The organism is Citrobacter sp. MNAZ 1397 (genome assembly GCF_023613995.1).
GTDB lineage: Bacteria > Pseudomonadota > Gammaproteobacteria > Enterobacterales > Enterobacteriaceae > Phytobacter > Phytobacter ursingii.
Genome location: NZ_JAKIVH010000002.1, coordinates 1 through 20,529, shown reverse-complemented (window position 1 = coordinate 20,529; position 20,529 = coordinate 1). Strand labels below are relative to the sequence as shown.

Here is a 20,529-nt window from a genome sequence, read left to right as displayed (position 1 = left end):
GCGCATCATGACGACTAAACGCAAACCCTATGTCCGGCCAATGCCGTCGACCTGGTGGAAATCACTGCCGTTTTATCGCTTCTATATGCTGCGTGAAGGCACGGCGTTACCGGCGGTATGGTTCAGCATCGTTTTGATCTGCGGGCTATTTTCCTTAAAGCATGGTCCGGAATCCTGGGCGGGTTTTGTCGGTTTTCTGCAAAATCCGATTGTGGTGATCCTGAACCTGATTGCCCTGGCGGCAGCACTGCTGCACACCAAAACCTGGTTTGAACTGGCGCCAAAAGCGTCGAATATCATCATCAAAGACGAAAAGCTTAAACCCGAGCCTGTTATCAGGGGCTTGTGGGTCGTGACCGGGCTGGTGACGGTTATTATTCTTTTCGTTGCACTGTTCTGGTAAGGAGGCCAAAGGTGATCAATCCAAACCCAAAACGTTCCGATGAACCCGTCTTCTGGGGACTGTTCGGCGCAGGCGGCATGTGGAGTGCGATTATCGCGCCGGTGATGATTCTGCTGGTTGGCGTGCTGCTACCACTGGGTCTCTACCCCGGTGAAGCGCTCGGCTATGAACGTGTACTGGCATTCGCCCAAAGCTTTATCGGCCGTGCATTTTTATTCCTGATGATTGTTCTGCCGCTATGGTGTGGGCTGCACCGTCTGCACCATGCTATGCATGATATCAAAGTCCACATCCCCAGCGGTAAATGGGTCTTCTACGGTCTCGCCGCTATCCTGAGTGTGGTCACGCTCATCGGAGTCATCTTCCTTTAATTAGCCTCGCTCTCCCGCCCTGGCGGGAGAGCATTTTTCCCTACAGGTTCTACACTTAACTAAAAAGCCTGGAAGGAAAACATCATGCGTTTGTTGCCGATTATCGCAACGGCTGCTGCTGCATTTTTGGTGGTAGCCTGCAGTTCCCCCACTCCCCCTTCTGGCGTCACCGTGGTGGATAATTTCGATGCTCAACGTTACCTTGGCCGCTGGTATGAAATTGCCCGCTTTGACCACCGCTTCGAGCGTGGCCTGGAAAAGGTGACCGCCACCTACAGCACCATGGATGACGGCGGCATTCAGGTCATTAATAAAGGGTACAATCCGGAACGCGGCATGTGGCAACAATCGGTCGGTAAGGCGTACTTTACCGGGGATACTCGCAGAGCCGCGCTGAAAGTCTCATTCTTCGGTCCTTTCTATGGCGGCTATAACATCATTGCGCTGGACAAAGATTACCGATACGCGCTGGTATGCGGGCCGAACCGTGACTACCTGTGGATTTTGTCACGCACACCAACACTTCCGGATGCGGTGAAAAAACAGCTCGTTGATGTCGCGGCCCGCGAAGGGTTTGCGGTAGAAAAACTGCTGTGGATAAATCAGACCCTTTAAGACGTACTGAGCTTGAGGCCGATAATCCCCGCGACAATCAGCGCCAGGCTGAGCAAGCGCGCGGGGTTGGCCGATTCACCCAACAACACGATTCCGGTAATAGCAGCCCCCACGGCACCAATACCTGTCCAGACCGCGTAAGCGGTGCCTGTGGGCAGGTTTTTCATCGCCCATGACAGCATAACGACGCTGACGATCATTGCCGTTACAGTGATAACGCTGGGTACAAGACGGGTAAAACCGTGCGTATATTTCAGGCCAATAGCCCAAACGACTTCAAGAAGACCGGCAATAACAAGGATTATCCAGGACACAAGTGGCTCCAGTGCGGGGCCGTCCCCATTGAGTGTTGCGCAATCGGGTCGTCCCGACAGGCTGGTTGTGAGAGATAAATTTTGACCTGGTTACAAACAGAATGCAATTTTTGTGAAATTGCGCAGATTTAAGTGACTTAAAGCAAGAAATAGCTACAGATAGCAACGCAGTTCACGCATTTATTCCCCATAGGTACCCCCTATGATGAAGTGCTTCCAGCGACAGGGAGCGGTGCGTCACTATTCTTACTGCGAAGAAAAATATGTTCAAAATTCTCTTGATTGACCGTTGTTACTTCACCCGAACGGGGCTGGAAAGCTGGCTCAATCAAACTGATTTTTTCCCGGCTTCATTTCTTGTGACGTCACTGAATAACCTGATGCTGGCAAAAGAGCATATTGTGCAATGGCAGCCGGATCTGATCATTGCCGATCTCTACGGGTTTAAGAATGATCTCCACCATATTCAACAGCTTTCCTCATTGTTCACCGCCTGTGGAAAAGATAACCACCTTATCCTTTTGCAGTCAGGGGAAGATGCGCAACTGATGGCGTATTGTGCTCAGTATCAGGTCCAGGCGACGTTGCAAAAAAGCGAGCCAATGGAGACGCTGGCCAAAGTCATTGATCATGCCGTTCTGTCGCGCCCAGTGAGAACCGGGCCCCAGATTGCCACCCCGTTGCTCACACGCCAGGAAGAAAAAGTGCTCTCATTATGGATGGAAGGCCGCAGTAATCAGTCTATTGCGTCCAAAATGAGCATCAATGGAAAGACGGTTTATACCTATAAGCGCAATATTCGGATGAAACTGGGAATGGGTAACCGCTTTACACCGTTTCTTTCTTTGCCAGAAGCGCCAGAAAGCGCACAAGATAATCTGAATTAACGGTACGGCGCTGGCCGTACCGCGTACCGGCAGAAATTACTGCTGCGCTTTTGTCGCTGCGCCAGAAATAGCGCTACCACCCTCAGAGATATCCTGACCGACACCTCGCGTGGTGTTACAGGCAGTCAGTGCTGAGGAAAGAACCAGTACAGTAAAGATCGCAGCAAATGTCTTCTTAACCATAATATCTTCCTTATGTAGTCAATATTGTTTGTGTATAGCTACTTAAGGATAGACAAGATTGCGCAACCTGACGGAAGGTCGCCGATTTTTAGGACGACAGGAAGAAATTAGCTGGCTGCGTGAGAAATGGCGTTGCCGAGATGCCTGACGTCTTCACCAAAGCCACGCGCGGTATTACAGCCCGCCAGCAAGGTGGTGGTGAGAAGGAAGAGTGCTACAAGACTGAGAAGACGTTTCATCATTCCTGCCCTGGAAAAGCGAGGGTGCAATAAGGTGAGAGCCCAAATATCTCATAAAGTATTCAGGCTGCGTCGCGACCGTAAGAGAGAAATCCCAGATAACTGGGGTTTCTCTAACCACAGCCAATAAAGAGGCAGCCTAAAGGGTCAACATGAATTACTTCACGCGGGAGACATATTCGCCGGAACGCGTATCCACTTTAATGACTTCGCCAATCTGTACGAACAGCGGAACTTTAACCACTGCGCCAGTGCTGAGCGTAGCCGGTTTACCACCGGTACCTGCGGTATCACCTTTCAGACCTGGATCGGTCTCGATGATTTCCAGCTCAACAAAGTTCGGCGGCGTTACCGCGATCGGACGACCATCCCACAGCGTTACGATACACTCAGCCTGATCCAGCAACCATTTCGCGCTGTCACCAACGGTTTTCGCATCAGCAGCCAGCTGCTCAAAGGTTTCGTTATTCATGAAATGGTAGAACTCACCGTCGTTGTAGAGGTAAGTCAGGTTCATATCGATAACATCAGCGCCTTCGGCAGAGTCAGTCGATTTGAAGGTTTTTTCTACGCGGGTGCCAGTCAGCAGGCGGCGCAGTTTAACGCGCGCAAATGCCTGGCCTTTGCCTGGTTTAACGAATTCGCTGGCTTCAACTGCATAAGGTTCGCCGTCGAGCATGATTTTAAGACCGGCACGAAAATCGTTGCTATAGTAAGTCGCCATAAAGGCCCTCTAAAAATGTTAACTGGTAGCTAAGCCACAAAATGGCGCATATTGTAACCCTAAATACCCCATCCAGAGAAGATTGGTTATTGCAACTTGCCGATGTAATAACCGATCCAGATGAACTTCTGCGTGTTTTAAATATAGACACTGACGCAAATTTGACCGCCGGGCGCGAAGCAAAACGCCTGTTTGCACTGCGCGTACCCCGCGCTTTTGCCGCGAGAATGAAAAAAGGCGACCCCAACGATCCGCTTTTGCGTCAGGTCCTGACAGCAAGTGAAGAGTTTGTTGCCGCCCCAGGATACAGCACCGACCCACTGGAAGAGCAGGAAAGTGTGGTGCCTGGCTTGCTGCATAAGTACCGTAACCGTGCATTACTGCTGGTGAAAGGGGGGTGCGCGGTAAACTGCCGCTACTGCTTCCGTCGCCACTTCCCGTATGCGGAAAATCAGGGCAACAAGCGCAACTGGCAGGTCGCGCTGGATTATATTGCGCAGCAACCGGAACTTGATGAGATCATCTTCTCCGGTGGCGATCCGCTGATGGCTAAAGATCATGAGCTGGACTGGCTGATCGAACAGCTTGAAGCGATCCCCCATATCAAGCGACTGCGTATACATAGCCGCCTGCCGATTGTTATTCCGACGCGAATCACCGACACGCTCGTCGCCCGTTTTGCGCGTTCCTCATTACAGATTCTGCTGGTGAACCATATCAATCATGCGCAGGAAATTGATGACGCCTTTCGTGCGGCCATGGCAAAACTGCGTCAGGCAGGGGTATCGCTGTTAAATCAGAGTGTGCTGTTGCGTGGCGTCAATGACAATGCCCGCACGCTTGCAGACCTCAGTAACGCGTTGTTTGATGCTGGGGTGATGCCCTACTACCTGCATGTGCTGGATAAAGTTCAGGGCGCAGCCCATTTCATGGTAAGCGATGACGAAGCACGGAAAATTATGCGTGAGCTACTGACGTTAGTTTCAGGCTATATGGTGCCGAAACTGGCCCGGGAAATTGGCGGCGAGCCCAGCAAAACACCGCTGGATTTGCAGTTACGGCAACAATAAAGCCAACGCGGTGTACAGAAAAGCGGTGCAGGAATGCACCGCTTAGTTTTTTTTAAGAACACGATAGATTTTCCCGTTGAGGCTCAGCTTTTTGGCCTGTCTGGTTGTTCCCGGCGTTTATTATGGTATTTTAACTTTCCTCTTTTAGGTTATGTCATAAATATATTCGCCGTTTTTATTCTTTAGTGGAATATATATATTTTAACAATGGTTATGGAGAACCATAATGGAAATGAATATTGCAGGCATTAATGCTGGCGTTATACGCAACAATGAAGAATTCCTCGCCGTTGCGCTAAAACTAAACATTAAAAACAGTGACTCAACGCTGCTTTTTTTTCCGGCCTTAACCTTGCGCGATCTTTTTATCGCCATGGAATATTACCTTCATAAGCAGAAAGCGCTGAGTGAAGATCAACGCAAAGATTTCATCGCCGCGCAAACGGCGGTAACCAAAACAATGCATGCTCATATTCCAGGTTTAAAAAAAGAGGAACTGGAGAATGCTGATATAGATTATCGCGTCGACGCTATTGACCATTTTGCATACGATGAAGGGAAACTTATTTTTACTTTGCGGCTGCATAATAACGAAAAATTTATATTCGAAATCCATGAGCTGCAAATAGAGTTACTTACCCACGTTTTAATTCATGCTATTAATAATGCTGGAATGCAAGACCTGGCATTGCGTATGTCTTCACTATTGGATTTCCTGCCTCTGTATGATGTTGATTGCCAACCCGATGGTAAAATGATCTACGACACCTATACACAGCCAGACTGGAAAACGGCATTATTTGATCATTATTTAATTCTTCTGTACCACTATGCCGACGCAGAGAAAAAATCCCGTTTCTGCGCGGCCGTGATCAAAACCAGAAGCCTTCCTGATACGCCTGAAACGCAGGCTATCGCCAAAAGACTGTTGGCTTTCAGCCCACGGCTGGGAAAACTCGCCAATAAAGCCTGCCAGGTTCACATTCAGGCTATTAATGTTAAAGGTGATGAACCTCTTAATCTGGATAAATGCATGCATACGCTGAACCGGATACGCCATCAAATCACGGCGAAGCCACTGGTCAAAAAAGAAAAAAAATAACATGACGAAAACGCTGCCACGATGTTCCGTGGCAGCGTTTAAATAATTATTCCCTGGTGAAAAGGTGCGAGATTATTGTATTAAGTCTCTGTTTTAGAATGTCTCCCAACCTGCATCATGTCCTGCAACCGCAGACACAGGGGACATTTTAAGTGGACGTTTTGTCGTTTTAGGCGCCGCCGCCGCTTGTACCCCAGGCAAACGGAATACATCAACCAGTTGTTGCAACTTGACTGCCTGATCTTCCAGGCTCCCCGCAGCAGCAGACGATTCCTGGACCAGCGCCGCGTTCTGCTGCGTGGTGGTATCCATTTCAGACATGGCCTGAGCAATTTGCGCAATGCCCCGATTTTGTTCGTCAGACGCTGCGGCAATTTCTTGCATTAAATCTTTAACCTGGGTAACAGAGTGAACAATACCACTCATACTTTCGCCCGCCAGATCGACCTGCTTTGCCCCCTCTTCTACAAAATGGACTGATTCGCCGATAAGCGCTTCAATCTCTTTTGCGGCCTGCGAGCTGCGCTGCGCTAATGAACGTACTTCTCCGGCAACAACGGCAAACCCACGGCCCTGATCGCCTGCACGTGCAGCCTCAACGGCGGCATTGAGCGCCAGAATATTGGTCTGAAACGCGATACCGTTAATCACGGTGGTAATTTCAGAAATGCGGCGCGAGCTTTCAATAATATCTTTCATCCGGCTCACCGCATTACCCACAACGGTACCCCCCTGGGTCGCCGTATCGGACGCAGTAACAGCCAGCAAACTCGCCTGCTGGGCGTTTTGCGCGTTCTGTTTTACCGTTGAGCTCAATTCTTCCATACTGGCAGCGGTCTCAACAACGGCAGCAGATTGTTGTTCAGTACGAGCTGACAACTCATCATTACCTAAGGAAATCTCATTCGCTGCGGTATTTACCGAAGCAGAAGCATTTCTCACCATGGTGAGGGATTCCGCCACCCGATCAATTAAATGGTTAAATGCTGTGATCGCATGCCCAATTTCATCCTGGCGGCCGGCCTGTAGATTTTTGCTCAGATCAAGATCTTGACTGATCTGTACCATGCCATCTCGCATTGCATTCAAACGACGACGAATATTCAAAACGGTAAAGAGACCAAACAAGCCGAGAATAATGGTTGCCGCCAGTGTTGCACTCACTGATAAAATCTGCGCTTTGTTAATCAGCGATTTGCTGGCCGCATTTGCCTGTACAACTAAAGAGGTGTTGTAGTCGATCTGGTCATTAAAATCAGCAATTAGCGTAGCAATTTTATCTGCGATTAATCCGCCTTTTTGCATCGCGTTAATAATCGCCTTGCGGTCATTGGATTCCGATATTTTAAAATATTGCTCCATTGCCCCACGGAAAGCCTGCAAATCTGCCAGCGTTTTATTACTCAGTTCCTGATCGCGTTGGTCTGAAATCAATTCTTTGAGATAGTATTGATGCTTTGCAAGAAGCTCATCATAAATTTTATAGGCATTTTGTTTAATGACATCCATTTGCGCCTGGTCTTCGGTTAAGCCATGCAAATAAAGTTGCGAACGAACGCTTGTAGCCTGAATCATCTCTTTATTCATTGAACTCAGGCTGGGAAGAATGTTTTCCTGGAAATAATTAGTGTCCTCACTAATCTTTGATAAAGACACTATCGCAATGATATTTGTGCCTATCAAACTAATGATAAGTAGAGAAAAAGCAAGTAATAACCGTTTGGTGATGTTCATCATACCTCCCCAATTTAACTTTAGTATCTTTAATAAACCATGATGAATAACCACCATGAGGGAGAATCCTTTCACACTTCGGTTTTATTTATCGGTGGGTTTTATTAAAACTTTAGCGATAAGTTAACTTTTACTTTACGAATTGAAAAAAAGATGTGAAAACTCTCACATAAGTGAAACCTTAAGAAATCTTAATCTATATGAGGAGGAAAAATAAAAAACGTGAATCTTTAATTTAGAATAAAATAAACAATACCTTTAAAAATTAAAGAGTTATGATTAAAACGCCCGTTTAAAAATGATATTAATAATAAAGCATGCAGAGCACAGCGAGATCATTGCTCCCATTTCTAAATGGGAGCAATGCAATTTATTTTACTGCGGGCATTTATAAACCTGACCGGTCATTTCACTGGCCGTCGGTACGAAGCTGGACATAAAGCCTTGTGTCGGGCTGGAGACGCTATACAGCACGTTGCCGCCCATTTGCGCAGCCTGGTTGCGCAGGTCATTCGCTGCGCCACGCATTGAGCCACCTTCTTCGCCATGCTGGCCAGAAAGCCAGTTGCTTTGTTTACCCGTCGCGGTGCCCAGATACTGACAGTTTGCGGCAGGTTTATCTTCTACGAAGCGAACACTCTGCCCGCCCGAAGAAAGCTCATTACCGGCGCTGCAGCCTGCCAGTAACAACGTTGCGCCGACAATCCCTGCTAAATATTTAACGTGCATGTTATTCCCCACAATCAATGAGCTGGACGTCTTGCGTCCGTGTGTGAATCTTATACTAAAAAGATGACCAAAAGAAAAACCCCCGGGCATTTCTGCCCGAGGGTTTATTCATTTCTGCGATATACACGCCCAAATCATTCTGGTTGCAGGAAGGCGGCTAGTTTGTTAATCCCCAGGAGCTTACTCAAGTAAGTGACTGGGGTTAGCAAACGCAGCCAACACATCTGCAGCCTGAAGGATGCAGGGTGTGGGCAATTACATCATGCCGCCCATACCGCCCATGCCACCCATGCCACCAGCAGCACCTAAGTCAGGCGCGTCGCCTTTCGGCAGGTCGGTCACCATGCACTCGGTAGTGATCATCAGGCCAGCCACAGAGGCCGCGTACTGCAGAGCAGAACGGGTCACTTTAGTCGGATCCAGGATACCCATATCGATCATGTTGCCGTACTCTTCGGTCGCTGCGTTGTAACCGTAGTTGCCGTCACCACCTTTAACAGTGTTAGCAACAACAGACGGCTCTTCGCCGCAGTTCAGCACGATCTGACGCAGCGGAGCTTCCATTGCGCGCAGCGCAACTTTGATACCCACGTTCTGGTCTTCGTTCTGACCTTTCAGATCAGCGATTTTGCTTGCAACGCGAATCAGCGCAACACCACCACCGGCAACCACGCCTTCTTCCACCGCAGCACGGGTCGCGTGCAGGGCATCTTCAACGCGTGCTTTTTTCTCTTTCATTTCAACTTCGGTGGCTGCACCGACTTTGATAACCGCAACGCCGCCAGCCAGTTTCGCTACGCGCTCCTGCAGTTTTTCACGGTCGTAATCGGAAGTCGCTTCTTCGATCTGCTGACGAATCTGACCAACACGGCCCTGAATTGCCGCTTCGTCGCCCACGCCATCGATGATGGTGGTGGTGTCTTTGTTGATCACAACGCGTTTCGCCTGACCCAGGTCTTCCAGGGTCGCTTTTTCCAGCTCCATACCGATCTCTTCGGAGATAACGGTACCGCCAGTCAGGGTAGCGATATCCTGCAGCATCGCTTTACGGCGGTCACCGAAGCCCGGTGCTTTAACCGCAGCGACTTTCACGATGCCACGCATGGTGTTAACCACCAGGGTCGCCAGCGCTTCGCCTTCAACATCTTCTGCGATGATAACCAGCGGTTTGCCTGCTTTCGCAACGGCTTCCAGAACCGGCAGCATTTCGCGGATGTTGGAGATTTTCTTGTCAGCCAGCAGGATGAATGGGCTTTCCAGTTCTACAGCGCCCGTTTCCGGCTTGTTGATGAAGTAAGGGGACAGGTAACCGCGGTCAAACTGCATACCTTCAACCACGTCCAGTTCGTCCTGCAGACCGGTGCCGTCTTCAACGGTGATCACGCCTTCTTTACCGACTTTGTCCATCGCTTCTGCGATCAGTTTACCTACGGTTTCGTCGGAGTTAGCGGAGATAGTACCAACCTGAGCAATCGCTTTAGAGTCAGAGCACGGTACGGACAGTGCTTTCAGCTCTTCAACAGCGGCCAGAACGGCTTTGTCGATACCACGTTTCAGGTCCATCGGGTTCATGCCCGCAGCAACAGCTTTCAGGCCTTCGGTGATGATAGCCTGCGCCAGTACGGTCGCAGTGGTAGTACCGTCGCCTGCAGCGTCGTTCGCTTTGGAGGCCACTTCTTTCACCATCTGTGCGCCCATGTTCTCGAACTTGTCTTCCAGTTCGATTTCACGTGCTACAGAAACGCCATCTTTGGTGATAGTCGGCGCGCCGAAGGATTTATCCAGCACTACGTTACGGCCTTTCGGGCCCAGGGTCACTTTAACTGCGTCTGCCAGTACGTTTACGCCGCGCAGCATTTTCACACGAGCGTCGTTACCGAATTTTACGTCTTTAGCTGCCATTTTAATCTTTCCCTTAAATTCGTATGTTCAGTGTCGTTCGCGGATTACGCTTCAACAATTGCCAGAATGTCGCTTTCGGACATGATCAACACTTCTTCATTGTCGATCTTCTCAGCTTTAACACCGTAACCATCATTGAAAATCACGATGTCGCCCACTTTCACGTCCAGTGGCTGCACTGTACCGTTTTCCAGGATGCGGCCCTTACCGACAGCGATGATTTCGCCACGCGTTGATTTGCCTGCTGCAGAACCGGTCAGAACGATGCCGCCAGCGGATTTAGATTCAACTTCTTTACGTTTGACGATCACACGATCATGTAACGGACGAATACTCATTGATAGCTCTCCTTTGAGAAAGTCATTATCAGTTATGGGTGACGCCGGCCCGCAATCGGTTCTCCGGCTGGTGACCAGAGAGATGGGGATGGGTTTTTCCCCCTTCAAGGGGGCACTTTAAAAAAAATTTCGCACAAAGCGCTTAGCTGGCGAAAAAATGAAAAAACAATCCATAAGAACAGGCAGGCGCGCCAACAGCCATAAGTAAAATTGATTGTGTTAGCATTACCCCTCTTTATATTGCGATGACGCGTGGGATACAGGCCATGAGTGGACTGAAACAAGAGCTGGGGCTGGCACAAGGGATTGGGTTACTTTCTACATCGTTACTCGGAACGGGGGTGTTTGCCGTCCCCGCGCTAGCGGCGCTGGCGGCAGGCGACAGCAGCCTGTGGGCCTGGCCTGTGCTTATTCTGCTGGTCTTTCCGGTCGCTATCGTCTTCGCCGTTCTGGGTCGGCAGTTTCCCAGCGCGGGCGGCGTCGCCCACTTTGTCGGCATGGCGTTCGGTTCACGACTGGAGCGCGTCACCGGCTGGTTGTTCCTGTCAGTGATCCCGGTCGGGCTACCCGCCGCCCTGCATATCGCCGCTGGTTTCTGGCAGGGCATGTTTGGCTGGCAAGGAGCGCAACTGCTGGTAGCCGAACTGACCACCCTGGCGCTCATCTGGCTGATTGGAACGCGCGGTGCTGGCTCCAGCGCCAACCTGCAATCCATCATTGCCGGGCTTATCGTCGCATTGATTGTCGCCATCTGGTGGCGTGGCGGGCTCTCCTTTAGCGCCCTCTCTTTTCCGGCTCCCGCAGACGTTCCCCTCTCCGGCATGACGGCCTCACTGGCCGTTATGTTCTGGTGTTTTGTCGGCCTGGAAGCGTTTGCTCATCTGGCCTCGGAGTTTAAGCACCCTGAACGCGACTTCCCTCGCGCGCTGATGATTGGCCTGATTCTGGCGGGTTCAGTCTACTGGGCCTGTACCGTAGTGGTGCTGCATTTCCCACTCTGGCATAGCGCAGGGGCAGCAGCATCCTTACCGATCATTGTCGTTGAACTGTTCGGTAAGCAGGCGCAGTGGATTGCCTGCATCATCGGTTACCTGGCCTGTTTTGCCAGCCTCAATATCTATATTCAGAGCTTCGCCCGGCTGGTGTGGTCGCAGGCACAATACAAACCGCAAAGCCCGCTGGCCCGTTTGTCCTCCCGACAAATCCCACTTAACGCGCTCAATGCCGTCCTGACGTGCTGCGTTATCTGTACGCTGGGTATCTACGCGTTTGCCATTAATCTCGACACACTCATCATTTACGCCAACGGCATTTTCATTTTGATTTACTTGCTGTGCATGCTGGCAGGGTGCCGCCTGTTGAAAGGGCGTTATAAAGTACTGGCCTGGGTGGGCAGCATCCTGTGCTTACTGCTGCTGGCTATTCCCGGCTGGAAGAGCCTGTATGCGATTGTGATGCTGGCAGGATTGTGGGCATTTTTACCCGGGCGCGGCGTGGCGGTTCAGCGCCCGTAACCCCCAAAAGGCGTCGCCGCCTTTTCCGGGCCACAAAAAGCTTCGGTATGCTTAGCGATCGTCTTTGTTATCCAGACGGTCACGCGGATCATCTTTGCGCTGATACTCCCCTTCAAAAGTATTACCCGGCCCGGTGCTAAAGCCGCCGCCCGGCATACGGGAAAAACGCAAATGCGGCATCAGTTTAAGCGTCAGATGCTTTTGTACCGGCGGCAACAGCAGCAGTAAGCCGAGGAAATCGGTAAAGAACCCCGGCAGTACCAGCAGCAAGCCCGCGATAATCAGCGACACGCTTTTAATCATCTCGGCCGCCGGGCTTTCCCCTGCCGCCAGCTTTTGCTGCATTAAGAGGAAGTTTTTGAAGCCCTGATTACGCACCAGAGACATGCCGATAACCGAAGTAAAAATCACCAGGATAAGCGTCATAAGCACACCAAAGACATGCGCTACCTGGATGAAGATCGATATCTCGATGTAAACGTATAAAAAAACAGCAAGCAGCGGTATCCAGCGCACTGGTTTCTCCTCAGTGAACAGACGCCACCGGCGCCTGTTGGTAAATTTTTGCGATTCGCATACTGAGTGAGATGGTGGCAAACGCTGGAAATTCAATTTTTCCCGGCAACTATTTTTTCCAGCGCAGCGCTAGCGGTGATTCATTTCACAGATTAATGATTCTGATAAAGTGGCTAAGATAATAAGTGATCCAGATTACGGCTTTTCGCTCGGATCAGCATATGATCGCAGATATCTGGCCGATTAAGGAGATAATCGTCGGCCCGAAATCACACATAACCACATATATACTGTGTGTTTGGTGTATTCATTCGTAGCTTGATAAAGAAGGTTCACATGTTAAACAACATTCGTATCGAAGAAGATTTGTTGGGCACAAGGGAAGTTCCAGCGGATGCCTATTATGGTGTACATACTCTTAGAGCGATTGAGAACTTCTACATTAGTAACAGTAAAATCAGCGACATCCCTGAGTTTGTCCGGGGGATGGTAATGGTGAAAAAAGCGGCTGCACTTGCCAACAAGGAGCTGCAAACCATTCCGAAGAGCATTGCGAACACCATCGTAGCGGCATGTGATGAAGTCCTGAATAACGGCAAATGTATGGACCAGTTCCCGGTCGACGTCTATCAGGGCGGTGCGGGAACCTCGGTAAACATGAACACCAACGAAGTACTGGCAAACATCGGTCTGGAATTAATGGGCCATCAGAAAGGTGAATACCAGTACCTCAACCCTAACGATCACGTCAATAAATGCCAGTCCACTAACGACGCCTACCCGACCGGTTTTCGTATCGCGGTGTATACCTCCATCCTCAAACTGGTCGATGCCATCACTCAGTTGGGTGAAGGTTTTGAACACAAAGCAGATGAATTCCGCGACATCCTGAAAATGGGCCGTACGCAGTTGCAGGACGCCGTTCCAATGACGTTGGGACAAGAGTTCCACGCCTTTAACGTGCTGCTTAATGAAGAGACGAAAAACCTGCTGCGCACCTCCGAACTGCTGCTGGAAGTGAACCTCGGCGCGACGGCGATCGGTACACGTCTGAATACCCCGGATGGCTACCAGCAACTGGCGGTACAGAAACTGGCCGAAGTGAGCAACCTGCCGGTGGTCCCGGCGGAAGACCTGATTGAGGCGACCTCCGACTGCGGCGCTTACGTCATGGTACACAGCGCGCTGAAACGCCTGGCCGTCAAAATGTCCAAGATCTGTAATGACCTGCGACTGCTCTCTTCGGGTCCACGTGCGGGTCTGAACGAAATCAACCTGCCGGAACTGCAGGCGGGCTCGTCCATCATGCCCGCTAAAGTGAACCCGGTCGTGCCGGAAGTCGTGAACCAGGTATGCTTCAAAGTTATCGGTAACGACACCACGGTGACCATGGCGTCCGAAGCGGGCCAGTTACAGTTGAACGTGATGGAGCCAGTGATTGGCCAGGCCATGTTCGAGTCAATCCATATTCTGACCAACGCCTGCTACAACTTGCTGGAAAAATGCGTCAGCGGCATCACCGCTAACAAGTCCGTGTGCGAGGGCTATGTCTTCAACTCCATCGGCATTGTGACCTACCTCAACCCGTTTATTGGTCACCATAACGGTGACATCGTCGGCAAAATCTGCGCCGAAACGGGCAAGAGTGTGCGTGAGGTCGTGCTGGAGCGCGGTCTGCTGACCGAAGCGGAGCTGGATGATATTTTCTCAGCGCAAAACCTGATGCATCCGGCCTATAAAGCGAAGCGTTATACCGATGAAAGCGAACAGTAACACTGACGGCTAAATCCATAAGGCACGTCAGCCCTGACGTGCCTTTTTTTTAGCCTGCAGTAAAAAAAAATCATTATCATTTCATCAACAAGGAAGGCAATTATGTTTGCTGCAGAACTTGTACTCGTCCTGCTTGCTATTTACCTGGGGGCCAGACTCGGCGGCATCGGCATCGGTTTTGCTGGTGGTTTCGGCGTGCTTGTACTGACACTCTTTTTTCAAATCAAACCCGGCGCTATACCCTTTGATGTTATTGAAATCATCATGGCGGTTATCGCCTCTATTGCCGCAATGCAGGTGGCAGGGGGCATGGATTACCTGGTAAGCCTTGCGGAGCGTATGCTACGCCGCCACCCCAAATACATTACCTTTCTCGCCCCGCTGGTCACCTGGTTTATGACCATCCTGGCGGGTACCGGCCATACGGCGTTTTCTACGCTGCCGGTCATTACCGAAGTGGCGAAAGAGCAAGGGATCCGTCCTTCCCGCCCACTCTCCATTGCCGTAGTGGCTTCGCAAATTGCTATTACCGCCTCCCCCATCTCCGCGGCTGTCGTCTTTTTTGCCGGTATTCTGGAACCGCTCGGTGTGAGCTACCTGACGCTGCTGGCAATCTGTATTCCGGTTACGCTGATTGCCGTCATGCTGACGGCCATTGTGTGTAACTTCCTCGGCGCCGAGTTGAAAGATGATCCGGTGTACCAGGAGCGTCTGGCAAGAGGGGAAATCAAACTGCGTGGCAGCAAAGTTTTCGAAATCAAGCCCCATGCAAAACGCTCCGTGTTGCTGTTCCTCGTTGGGATTATCGCCGTCATGCTGTACGCCACGGCAATCAGTCCGAACGTGGGTCTGATCACGAACCCGGTGTTGCCGCGTAACGAAGCGATCGTAGTGTTCATGCTCACTATCGCCACGCTGATTTGCCTGACCTGTAAAATCAACACGGGCGACATTCTCAACGCCAGTACCTTTAAATCCGGTATGAGCGCCTGTATTTGCGTCCTGGGCGTGGCGTGGCTTGGCGATACCTTTGTGAAAAACCACATTCAGGATATCCAGACTGTGGCCGGCAATCTGCTTAACAACTACCCGTGGCTGCTGGCAGTGGTGCTGTTTTTCGCCTCTACTCTGCTTTACTCTCAGGCAGCAACCGCGAAAGCGCTGATGCCTGCAGCGTTGATGCTGGGTGTCAGCCCGCTGACCGCCGTGGCATCGTTTGCAGCAGTATCTGCATTGTTCGTGTTGCCAACCTACCCAACGCTGCTTGCGGCGGTGGAAATGGACGATACAGGCTCAACGCGTATCGGCAAGTATGTGTTTAACCATGCCTTTTTGATCCCAGGCGTCATCGCCATCACCCTGTGCGTGGTGCTGGGCTTCGTGATTGGCGGTATATTGTTGTAAAAGTCGTTAAAAACGGGCCGTACTGCGGCCCGTTTTCATTGTGCGTGATATAGTCCCCTTTTCGCTGCGAAGAGGTTACCGATGAACACGCCTGATACTGTTGTTGTGCTCTGTACCGCCCCGGATGAAGCGACGGCCCAGGAGCTGGCCGCCAAAACGCTGGCCGATAAGCTGGCCGCCTGCGTGACCCTCCTCCCCGGCGCCACTTCTATGTACTACTGGGAGGGAAAGCTGGAGCAAGAGTATGAAGTACAGTTGCTGCTCAAAACCGACGTTGCCCATCTTGAAGATCTCTTCGCCTGCATAAAATCGCATCACCCTTATCAGACCCCAGAATTACTCGCTATACCGGTTACTCACGGAGATTTTGATTACCTCACATGGCTCAACGCATCCTTACGCTAATTCTGCTGTTATGCAGCACGCCTGCCCTTGCCGGCTTATTTGACGCCCCCGGACAGTCCAGTTTTGTTCCGGCCGATCAGGCCTTTATGTTTGATTTCCAGCAACAGCAAAATGAGATCAGGCTCAACTGGCAGGTGAAAGAGGGCTATTACCTCTATCGCCAGCAAATCAAACTCACTGCGCAACAGGCAGACATCGCACCGCCACAACTGCCTTTCGGCGAGCCGCATAACGATGAGTTTTATGGCAAAAGCGAGATTTATCGCCAACAGCTGCACCTGCCGGTGACAATCAACGAGGCGGCCAAAGGCGCGACGTTGACAGTAATCTACCAGGGCTGTGCGGACGCCGGGTTCTGTTATCCGCCAGAGACGAAAGTGATTCCGCTGAGTGAGGTTCGCCCTAAGCCTCTCCCCCAGGAAAGGGGACAAACCAGCGCCGCGCCGGAGAACGCTCCTCGTCCCGCCGGAGAGAGTACCGGAGTGAGGGATAATAGCGACAGCCCCACGCTGCCCTTTTCCGCCCTGTGGGCGCTGTTGATTGGCATTGGCGTGGCCTTCACGCCCTGCGTCTTACCGATGTACCCACTGATCTCAGGCATCGTGCTGGGCGGCAAACAACGCCTTTCAACGCCCCGTGCGCTGCTGCTGGCGTTTATCTATGTGCAGGGCATGGCGTTGACTTACACCGCGCTGGGCCTGGTGGTAGCGGCGGCCGGGCTGCAGTTCCAGGCGGCACTCCAGCATCCGTACGTGCTGATTGGCCTGTCGGTGGTCTTCATCCTACTGGCGCTGTCGATGTTTGGCCTGTTCACCCTGCAATTGCCCGCCTCGCTACAAACCCGCTTAACGCTGATGAGCAACCGCCAGCAAGGGGGTTCCGCAGGCGGAGTGTTTGCTATGGGGGCGATTGCCGGACTGATTTGCTCGCCTTGTACCACTGCGCCGCTGAGCGCCATCCTGCTCTATATCGCCCAGAGCGGTAATCTGTGGCTGGGCGGCGGCACGCTCTATTTGTATGCCCTGGGGATGGGATTGCCACTGATTCTGGTTACCGTCTTTGGCAACCGTCTGCTGCCAAAAAGCGGTCCGTGGATGACGCAGGTCAAAATCGCCTTTGGCTTTGTGATCCTGGCCTTACCCATTTTCCTGCTTGAGCGCGTATTGGGTGAAAACTGGGGTTTACGCTTATGGTCGCTGCTCGGCGTCGCCTTTTTCGCCTGGGCCTTTATTGCCAGTCTCAGCGCAACCCGCCCGGTGACGCGCATTCTGCAAATCGTCCTGCTAGGGGCGGCGCTGGTGTGCGCACGCCCCTTGCAGGACTGGGCCTTTGGTCCGTCGACAGCACAACGCCAGGCACATCTGCCGTTTACCACCATCAATACCGTGGATGAGCTTAATCAGGCGCTGGCACAAGCCAAAGGCCGCCCGGTGATGCTGGATCTTTACGCCGACTGGTGCGTGGCGTGCAAAGAGTTTGAGAAGTACACTTTTAGCGATACGCGGGTTCAGGCAGCATTAAACAATTCCGTGTTACTACAGGCGGATGTCACCGCCAATACCGCACAGGATCAAGCGCTGCTGCAACATTTGCAGGTTCTGGGCTTACCCACCATTGTGTTTTTCGATGCGCAAGGCCATGAGCAACCGGCACGGCGGGTCACGGGCTTTATGGATGCCTCCGCCTTTACCACACATTTGCGCAATCACGCACCGTAAACAACACTTGGTTGAGGACGCAGGCTTCTGACAACGGAGGAACTTACCGTGCAACGTGAAGATGTTTTAAGCCAGACACTTCAGTTATTTGAATTAAGAGGGATTGCCGACACCACGCCGGAAATGGTCGCGGAACGTATTAACTATCCGTTAGAGGAGTTTTTGCGTTTCTGGCCGGATAAAGAAGCGCTGTTTTACGATGCGCTACGCTATCTCAGCCAGCAGGTTGATATCTGGCGCAGGCAGTTATTACTCGATGAAGAGCTGACAAAAGAGCAAAAATTGCTGGCGCGTTATGGGGCATTAACGGATTGCGTCAGTAATAATCGCTATCCGGGCTGCCTGTTTATCGCCGCCTGTACCTTTTACCCCGACCCGGACCATCCGATACACCAACTGGCGGATCAGCAAAAGCAGGCGGCGTTCGCCTTCACGCATGACCTGTTAACCCAACTGGAAGTGGACGACCCGACCATGGTCGCGAAACAGATGGAACTGGTGCTGGAAGGCTGCCTCAGCCGGATGCTGGTCAATCGTAGCCAGACCGATGTCGATACCGCCCGACAGCTGGCAGAAGATATTCTTCGTTTTGCATGTTGTCGTCAGGGCGGCGCATTAACCTGATCAGTGCATAAATCCGGCCCAGGCGGAAATCAACAGGCAAAGTGCCATCGCCCGTTGAAACCAGATTAGCGATGCCGCGCTGCGAAAGAGTCGGTTTACCGCTTTGCCCAGTAGCGTCCACGCGCCGAGGCAGAGTACCGAAATGAGCAGGAAGCTCAGTGACAAAAACGACACTTCGCGCACGGGATGCGCGCCGTTCGGCGCAAACAGACTGACCACGGCCAACGCCATCATCCAGGTTTTGGGATTGATAAGCTGCAACATGGCCGCCGCTTTGCCGCTAAAGGGTTCGCCACTCTTCTCATTCAAATCCGCAGCCGGTGCGGTAAATAACTGCCAGCTCATCCAGCTAAGCCACAGTGCACCGGCCCAACTCATCCCCTCACGTAGCAACGGATACCCCCGCAGGAGTTCCCCTGCGCCCGCTCCGGAGATAAACACAATCAGGCTTGCCGCCACGCAGGCCCCGATTACCGCAGGTAGCGTGGCCCTGATGCCATAGCGTTGACTGCTGGTAAGGATCAGAATATTGGTCGGGCCGGGGGTTATCGACGCCACAAAGGCAAACAACATAAATGGCAGGTAGCTGTAGAGTGTATTCACAGTCGGGACTCCTTATTCTCCGTCCTGTGACTTTGGCGTTATTTATTGATGTCGTCTGGAAGATTTGTGCAAAGTTTCCGGTAATGGGCTGGCGATAGCCGATATGCCCGCTGGAACCACCTCCCCAGATGGCTTTGATCGGCAAATCCCAGCGCAGCCGCCACGCTCGCCGGTTGTTCGCCGCGGGCCAGCATACTTCGGGCATTGGCCAGCCGCAGTTGAATAAGCCAGGCATGGGGGGAGAGATGAAATTCACGTTTAAAACAACGGGTCAGGGTAAACCGGTCGGTACCCGTTTCGCGGGCCAGATCGGACAGGCCGATGTTTTCCCCCATATGGGCATGCAAATAATCCCGTGCGCGATGGGCCACCGCCGTGCTTTGCAGATGTGATGGCAGGCGCTTACGCCACTGGCTGTGCCGGGTGAGCTGCCCGAGCAGATCATCCATGGTACTTTGCTGCACAATACGCATCTCCTCGCTGTGCAGCGCATGAAAGGTCCGGGCGATCGCGCCAGCAAGCTGCGGCTCGCGCGCCATCGTGCGGGAGAAATGCAGCGAATAACTGCAGGGTACGGACTCGTACAATCCACGGAGAGTGGAACTCAGCCACCTTTCATCAAGGTAAAATGTCAGGTAGGTGAAACCGCCCGCAACCGGCGCATCACCATCGTGAATTTCCCCAGGTTCGAGCAAGAAGGCATCTCCCGGCGTGCTGCGATGCCGTTCACGACGGCAATGAAATTCCTGCGTACCGCTGAGGGTGATACCCACCAGATAGCTATCATGCCAGTGCGGATCGTACGCATGGCCTTCAAAGTGGGCGCGAATTGTTTCGATGCCGGTATCCGCATGTTGCCGCAGTTCCAGCCAGTCATTAGCCATATTGCCTCCGAAATCCCCGGGAACAGCATTACTCCCCCGTGCGGAAAAAATCTGGAAGATTTGTGCAATACGCCGTTTTGTGGCGCAGAATCACTCAGACTGCCGCAAACTTGAGCAACTGAACAGCATTTTTTGAAATAGAGTTGACGCATTACGGTGATTAGGGTTTAATGCGCCCCGTTGCCCGGATAGCTCAGTCGGTAGAGCAGGGGATTGAAAATCCCCGTGTCCTTGGTTCGATTCCGAGTCCGGGCACCACTTATTCAGAGAACCCAGCCTATGGCTGGGTTTTTGCTTTTCTGCAACCGGACTCTCCATCGAACTCCGTTCGATTATTCGCCGCAAGCGGCTCACCCCTTCGGGGCCAGCACGACAAGCGCGCTGTTCAACGCCTTCGGCGTTAGTCCGAGTCCGGGCACCACTTATTCAGAGAACCCAGCCTATGGCTGGGTTTTTGCTTTTCTGCAACCGGACTCT

At 51.9% G+C, this 20,529-nt stretch carries 24 protein-coding genes and 1 tRNA gene; 14 read left to right on the top strand and 11 right to left on the bottom strand.

Annotated elements, in window-relative coordinates; translation table 11 throughout:
- Positions 1–7: 7 nt before the first annotated feature.
- The 3 genes from frdC (at position 8) to L2097_RS14800 (ending at position 1,389) form a co-directional block, all read left to right on the top strand.
- The gene (gene frdC, locus L2097_RS14810) at positions 8–403 is read left to right on the top strand and encodes a fumarate reductase subunit FrdC (protein ID WP_250353182.1); all 396 of its coding nucleotides are present in this window, start codon (positions 8–10) and stop codon (positions 401–403) included.
- A gap of 11 nt (positions 404–414) precedes the next feature.
- Positions 415–774 (top strand): fumarate reductase subunit FrdD, encoded by a 360-nt coding sequence (frdD, locus tag L2097_RS14805; RefSeq protein WP_047372112.1) that lies wholly within the window; start codon positions 415–417, stop codon positions 772–774.
- Positions 775–858: 84 nt separating this feature from the next.
- The gene (locus tag L2097_RS14800; protein ID WP_047372113.1) at positions 859–1,389 is read left to right on the top strand and encodes a lipocalin family protein; all 531 of its coding nucleotides are present in this window, start codon (positions 859–861) and stop codon (positions 1,387–1,389) included.
- On the opposite strand, the gene sugE is transcribed toward L2097_RS14800, so the two are convergent.
- Positions 1,386–1,703, bottom strand: a complete 318-nt coding sequence (gene sugE, locus L2097_RS14795) for a quaternary ammonium compound efflux SMR transporter SugE (RefSeq protein ID WP_250353181.1) — start codon at positions 1,701–1,703, stop codon at positions 1,386–1,388. The two genes, L2097_RS14800 and sugE, sit on opposite strands and share 4 nt — an antisense overlap.
- Before the next feature lie 263 nt (positions 1,704–1,966).
- On the opposite strand from sugE, the gene L2097_RS14790 reads away from it, so the two are divergent.
- Complete coding sequence (locus L2097_RS14790) at positions 1,967–2,590, top strand: LuxR C-terminal-related transcriptional regulator (RefSeq protein WP_047372115.1); 624 nt, start codon at positions 1,967–1,969, stop codon at positions 2,588–2,590.
- A gap of 36 nt (positions 2,591–2,626) precedes the next feature.
- On the opposite strand, the gene ecnB is transcribed toward L2097_RS14790, so the two are convergent.
- From ecnB to efp, 3 genes are all read right to left on the bottom strand, one after another.
- On the bottom strand, positions 2,627–2,773 hold the full coding sequence (gene ecnB, locus L2097_RS14785; RefSeq protein WP_039077840.1) for a lipoprotein toxin entericidin B: 147 nt from the start codon (positions 2,771–2,773) through the stop codon (positions 2,627–2,629).
- Positions 2,774–2,880: 107 nt separating this feature from the next.
- Positions 2,881–3,015, bottom strand: a complete 135-nt coding sequence (locus L2097_RS14780; RefSeq protein ID WP_047372116.1) for an entericidin A/B family lipoprotein — start codon at positions 3,013–3,015, stop codon at positions 2,881–2,883.
- A gap of 154 nt (positions 3,016–3,169) precedes the next feature.
- Positions 3,170–3,736, bottom strand: a complete 567-nt coding sequence (gene efp, locus L2097_RS14775; RefSeq protein ID WP_039077842.1) for an elongation factor P — start codon at positions 3,734–3,736, stop codon at positions 3,170–3,172.
- A 41-nt stretch (positions 3,737–3,777) separates the two neighbouring features.
- Here efp and epmB point away from each other — a divergent pair, with 41 nt between their 5' ends.
- Both epmB and yjeJ read left to right on the top strand, forming a co-directional pair.
- Entirely contained in the window at positions 3,778–4,806 is a 1,029-nt protein-coding gene (epmB, locus tag L2097_RS14770; RefSeq protein ID WP_250353180.1) for an EF-P beta-lysylation protein EpmB, read from the top strand.
- A 226-nt stretch (positions 4,807–5,032) separates the two neighbouring features.
- Complete coding sequence (gene yjeJ / locus L2097_RS14765; protein WP_250353179.1) at positions 5,033–5,908, top strand: YjeJ family protein; 876 nt, start codon at positions 5,033–5,035, stop codon at positions 5,906–5,908.
- Between the two features lie 93 nt (positions 5,909–6,001).
- Here the strand turns inward: yjeJ and L2097_RS14760 are convergent, their stop codons facing one another.
- The 4 genes from L2097_RS14760 to L2097_RS14745 form a co-directional block, all read right to left on the bottom strand.
- Positions 6,002–7,699 (bottom strand): methyl-accepting chemotaxis protein, encoded by a 1,698-nt coding sequence (locus tag L2097_RS14760; RefSeq protein ID WP_284454033.1) that lies wholly within the window; start codon positions 7,697–7,699, stop codon positions 6,002–6,004.
- Positions 7,700–8,017: 318 nt separating this feature from the next.
- Positions 8,018–8,371 (bottom strand): DUF4156 domain-containing protein, encoded by a 354-nt coding sequence (locus L2097_RS14755; RefSeq protein ID WP_047372119.1) that lies wholly within the window; start codon positions 8,369–8,371, stop codon positions 8,018–8,020.
- A gap of 255 nt (positions 8,372–8,626) precedes the next feature.
- Entirely contained in the window at positions 8,627–10,273 is a 1,647-nt protein-coding gene (groL, locus tag L2097_RS14750; protein ID WP_085005859.1) for a chaperonin GroEL, read from the bottom strand.
- Positions 10,274–10,317: 44 nt separating this feature from the next.
- Positions 10,318–10,611, bottom strand: coding sequence for a co-chaperone GroES (locus L2097_RS14745; RefSeq protein WP_007372708.1), 294 nt, complete (start codon positions 10,609–10,611; stop codon positions 10,318–10,320).
- Positions 10,612–10,877: 266 nt separating this feature from the next.
- On the opposite strand from L2097_RS14745, the gene yjeH reads away from it, so the two are divergent.
- Entirely contained in the window at positions 10,878–12,125 is a 1,248-nt protein-coding gene (gene yjeH, locus L2097_RS14740; RefSeq protein WP_250353178.1) for an L-methionine/branched-chain amino acid transporter, read from the top strand.
- Between the two features lie 51 nt (positions 12,126–12,176).
- Here yjeH and L2097_RS14735 read toward each other — a convergent pair whose 3' ends face one another.
- Positions 12,177–12,641 carry an FxsA family protein gene (locus L2097_RS14735; protein ID WP_047372124.1) on the bottom strand — a complete coding sequence of 155 codons (465 nt, stop codon included), beginning with the start codon at positions 12,639–12,641 and terminating at the stop codon, positions 12,177–12,179.
- Between the two features lie 336 nt (positions 12,642–12,977).
- On the opposite strand from L2097_RS14735, the gene aspA reads away from it, so the two are divergent.
- The 5 genes from aspA to L2097_RS14710 all read left to right on the top strand — a co-directional run bounded on the left by aspA (position 12,978) and on the right by L2097_RS14710 (position 18,565).
- Positions 12,978–14,414 (top strand): aspartate ammonia-lyase, encoded by a 1,437-nt coding sequence (gene aspA / locus L2097_RS14730; protein WP_047372125.1) that lies wholly within the window; start codon positions 12,978–12,980, stop codon positions 14,412–14,414.
- Between the two features lie 102 nt (positions 14,415–14,516).
- Positions 14,517–15,818: an anaerobic C4-dicarboxylate transporter gene (locus tag L2097_RS14725; protein WP_047372126.1), complete on the top strand. Its 1,302-nt coding sequence runs from the start codon at positions 14,517–14,519 to the stop codon at positions 15,816–15,818.
- Positions 15,819–15,899: 81 nt separating this feature from the next.
- Positions 15,900–16,223, top strand: coding sequence for a divalent cation tolerance protein CutA (gene cutA / locus L2097_RS14720; protein ID WP_047372127.1), 324 nt, complete (start codon positions 15,900–15,902; stop codon positions 16,221–16,223).
- Positions 16,199–17,941, top strand: coding sequence for a protein-disulfide reductase DsbD (locus tag L2097_RS14715; RefSeq protein WP_250353177.1), 1,743 nt, complete (start codon positions 16,199–16,201; stop codon positions 17,939–17,941). Before cutA ends, L2097_RS14715 begins: the two co-directional genes overlap by 25 nt.
- Positions 17,942–17,989: 48 nt before the next feature.
- On the top strand, positions 17,990–18,565 hold the full coding sequence (locus L2097_RS14710; protein ID WP_085005862.1) for a transcriptional regulator: 576 nt from the start codon (positions 17,990–17,992) through the stop codon (positions 18,563–18,565).
- Here L2097_RS14710 and L2097_RS14705 read toward each other — a convergent pair whose 3' ends face one another.
- Positions 18,566–19,168 (bottom strand): LysE family translocator, encoded by a 603-nt coding sequence (locus L2097_RS14705; RefSeq protein ID WP_047372130.1) that lies wholly within the window; start codon positions 19,166–19,168, stop codon positions 18,566–18,568.
- A 38-nt stretch (positions 19,169–19,206) separates the two neighbouring features.
- A complete protein-coding gene (locus L2097_RS14700) occupies positions 19,207–20,052 on the bottom strand; it encodes an AraC family transcriptional regulator (protein ID WP_250353176.1) in 846 nt (281 codons plus the stop codon).
- 182 nt (positions 20,053–20,234) lie between these two features.
- Here L2097_RS14700 and L2097_RS14695 point away from each other — a divergent pair.
- A tRNA-Phe gene (locus L2097_RS14695) sits at positions 20,235–20,310 on the top strand.
- A 21-nt stretch (positions 20,311–20,331) separates the two neighbouring features.
- Positions 20,332–20,529, top strand: a 198-nt coding sequence (locus L2097_RS14690; RefSeq protein WP_250353175.1) for a hypothetical protein, incomplete at its 3' end; no start/stop codon positions are given.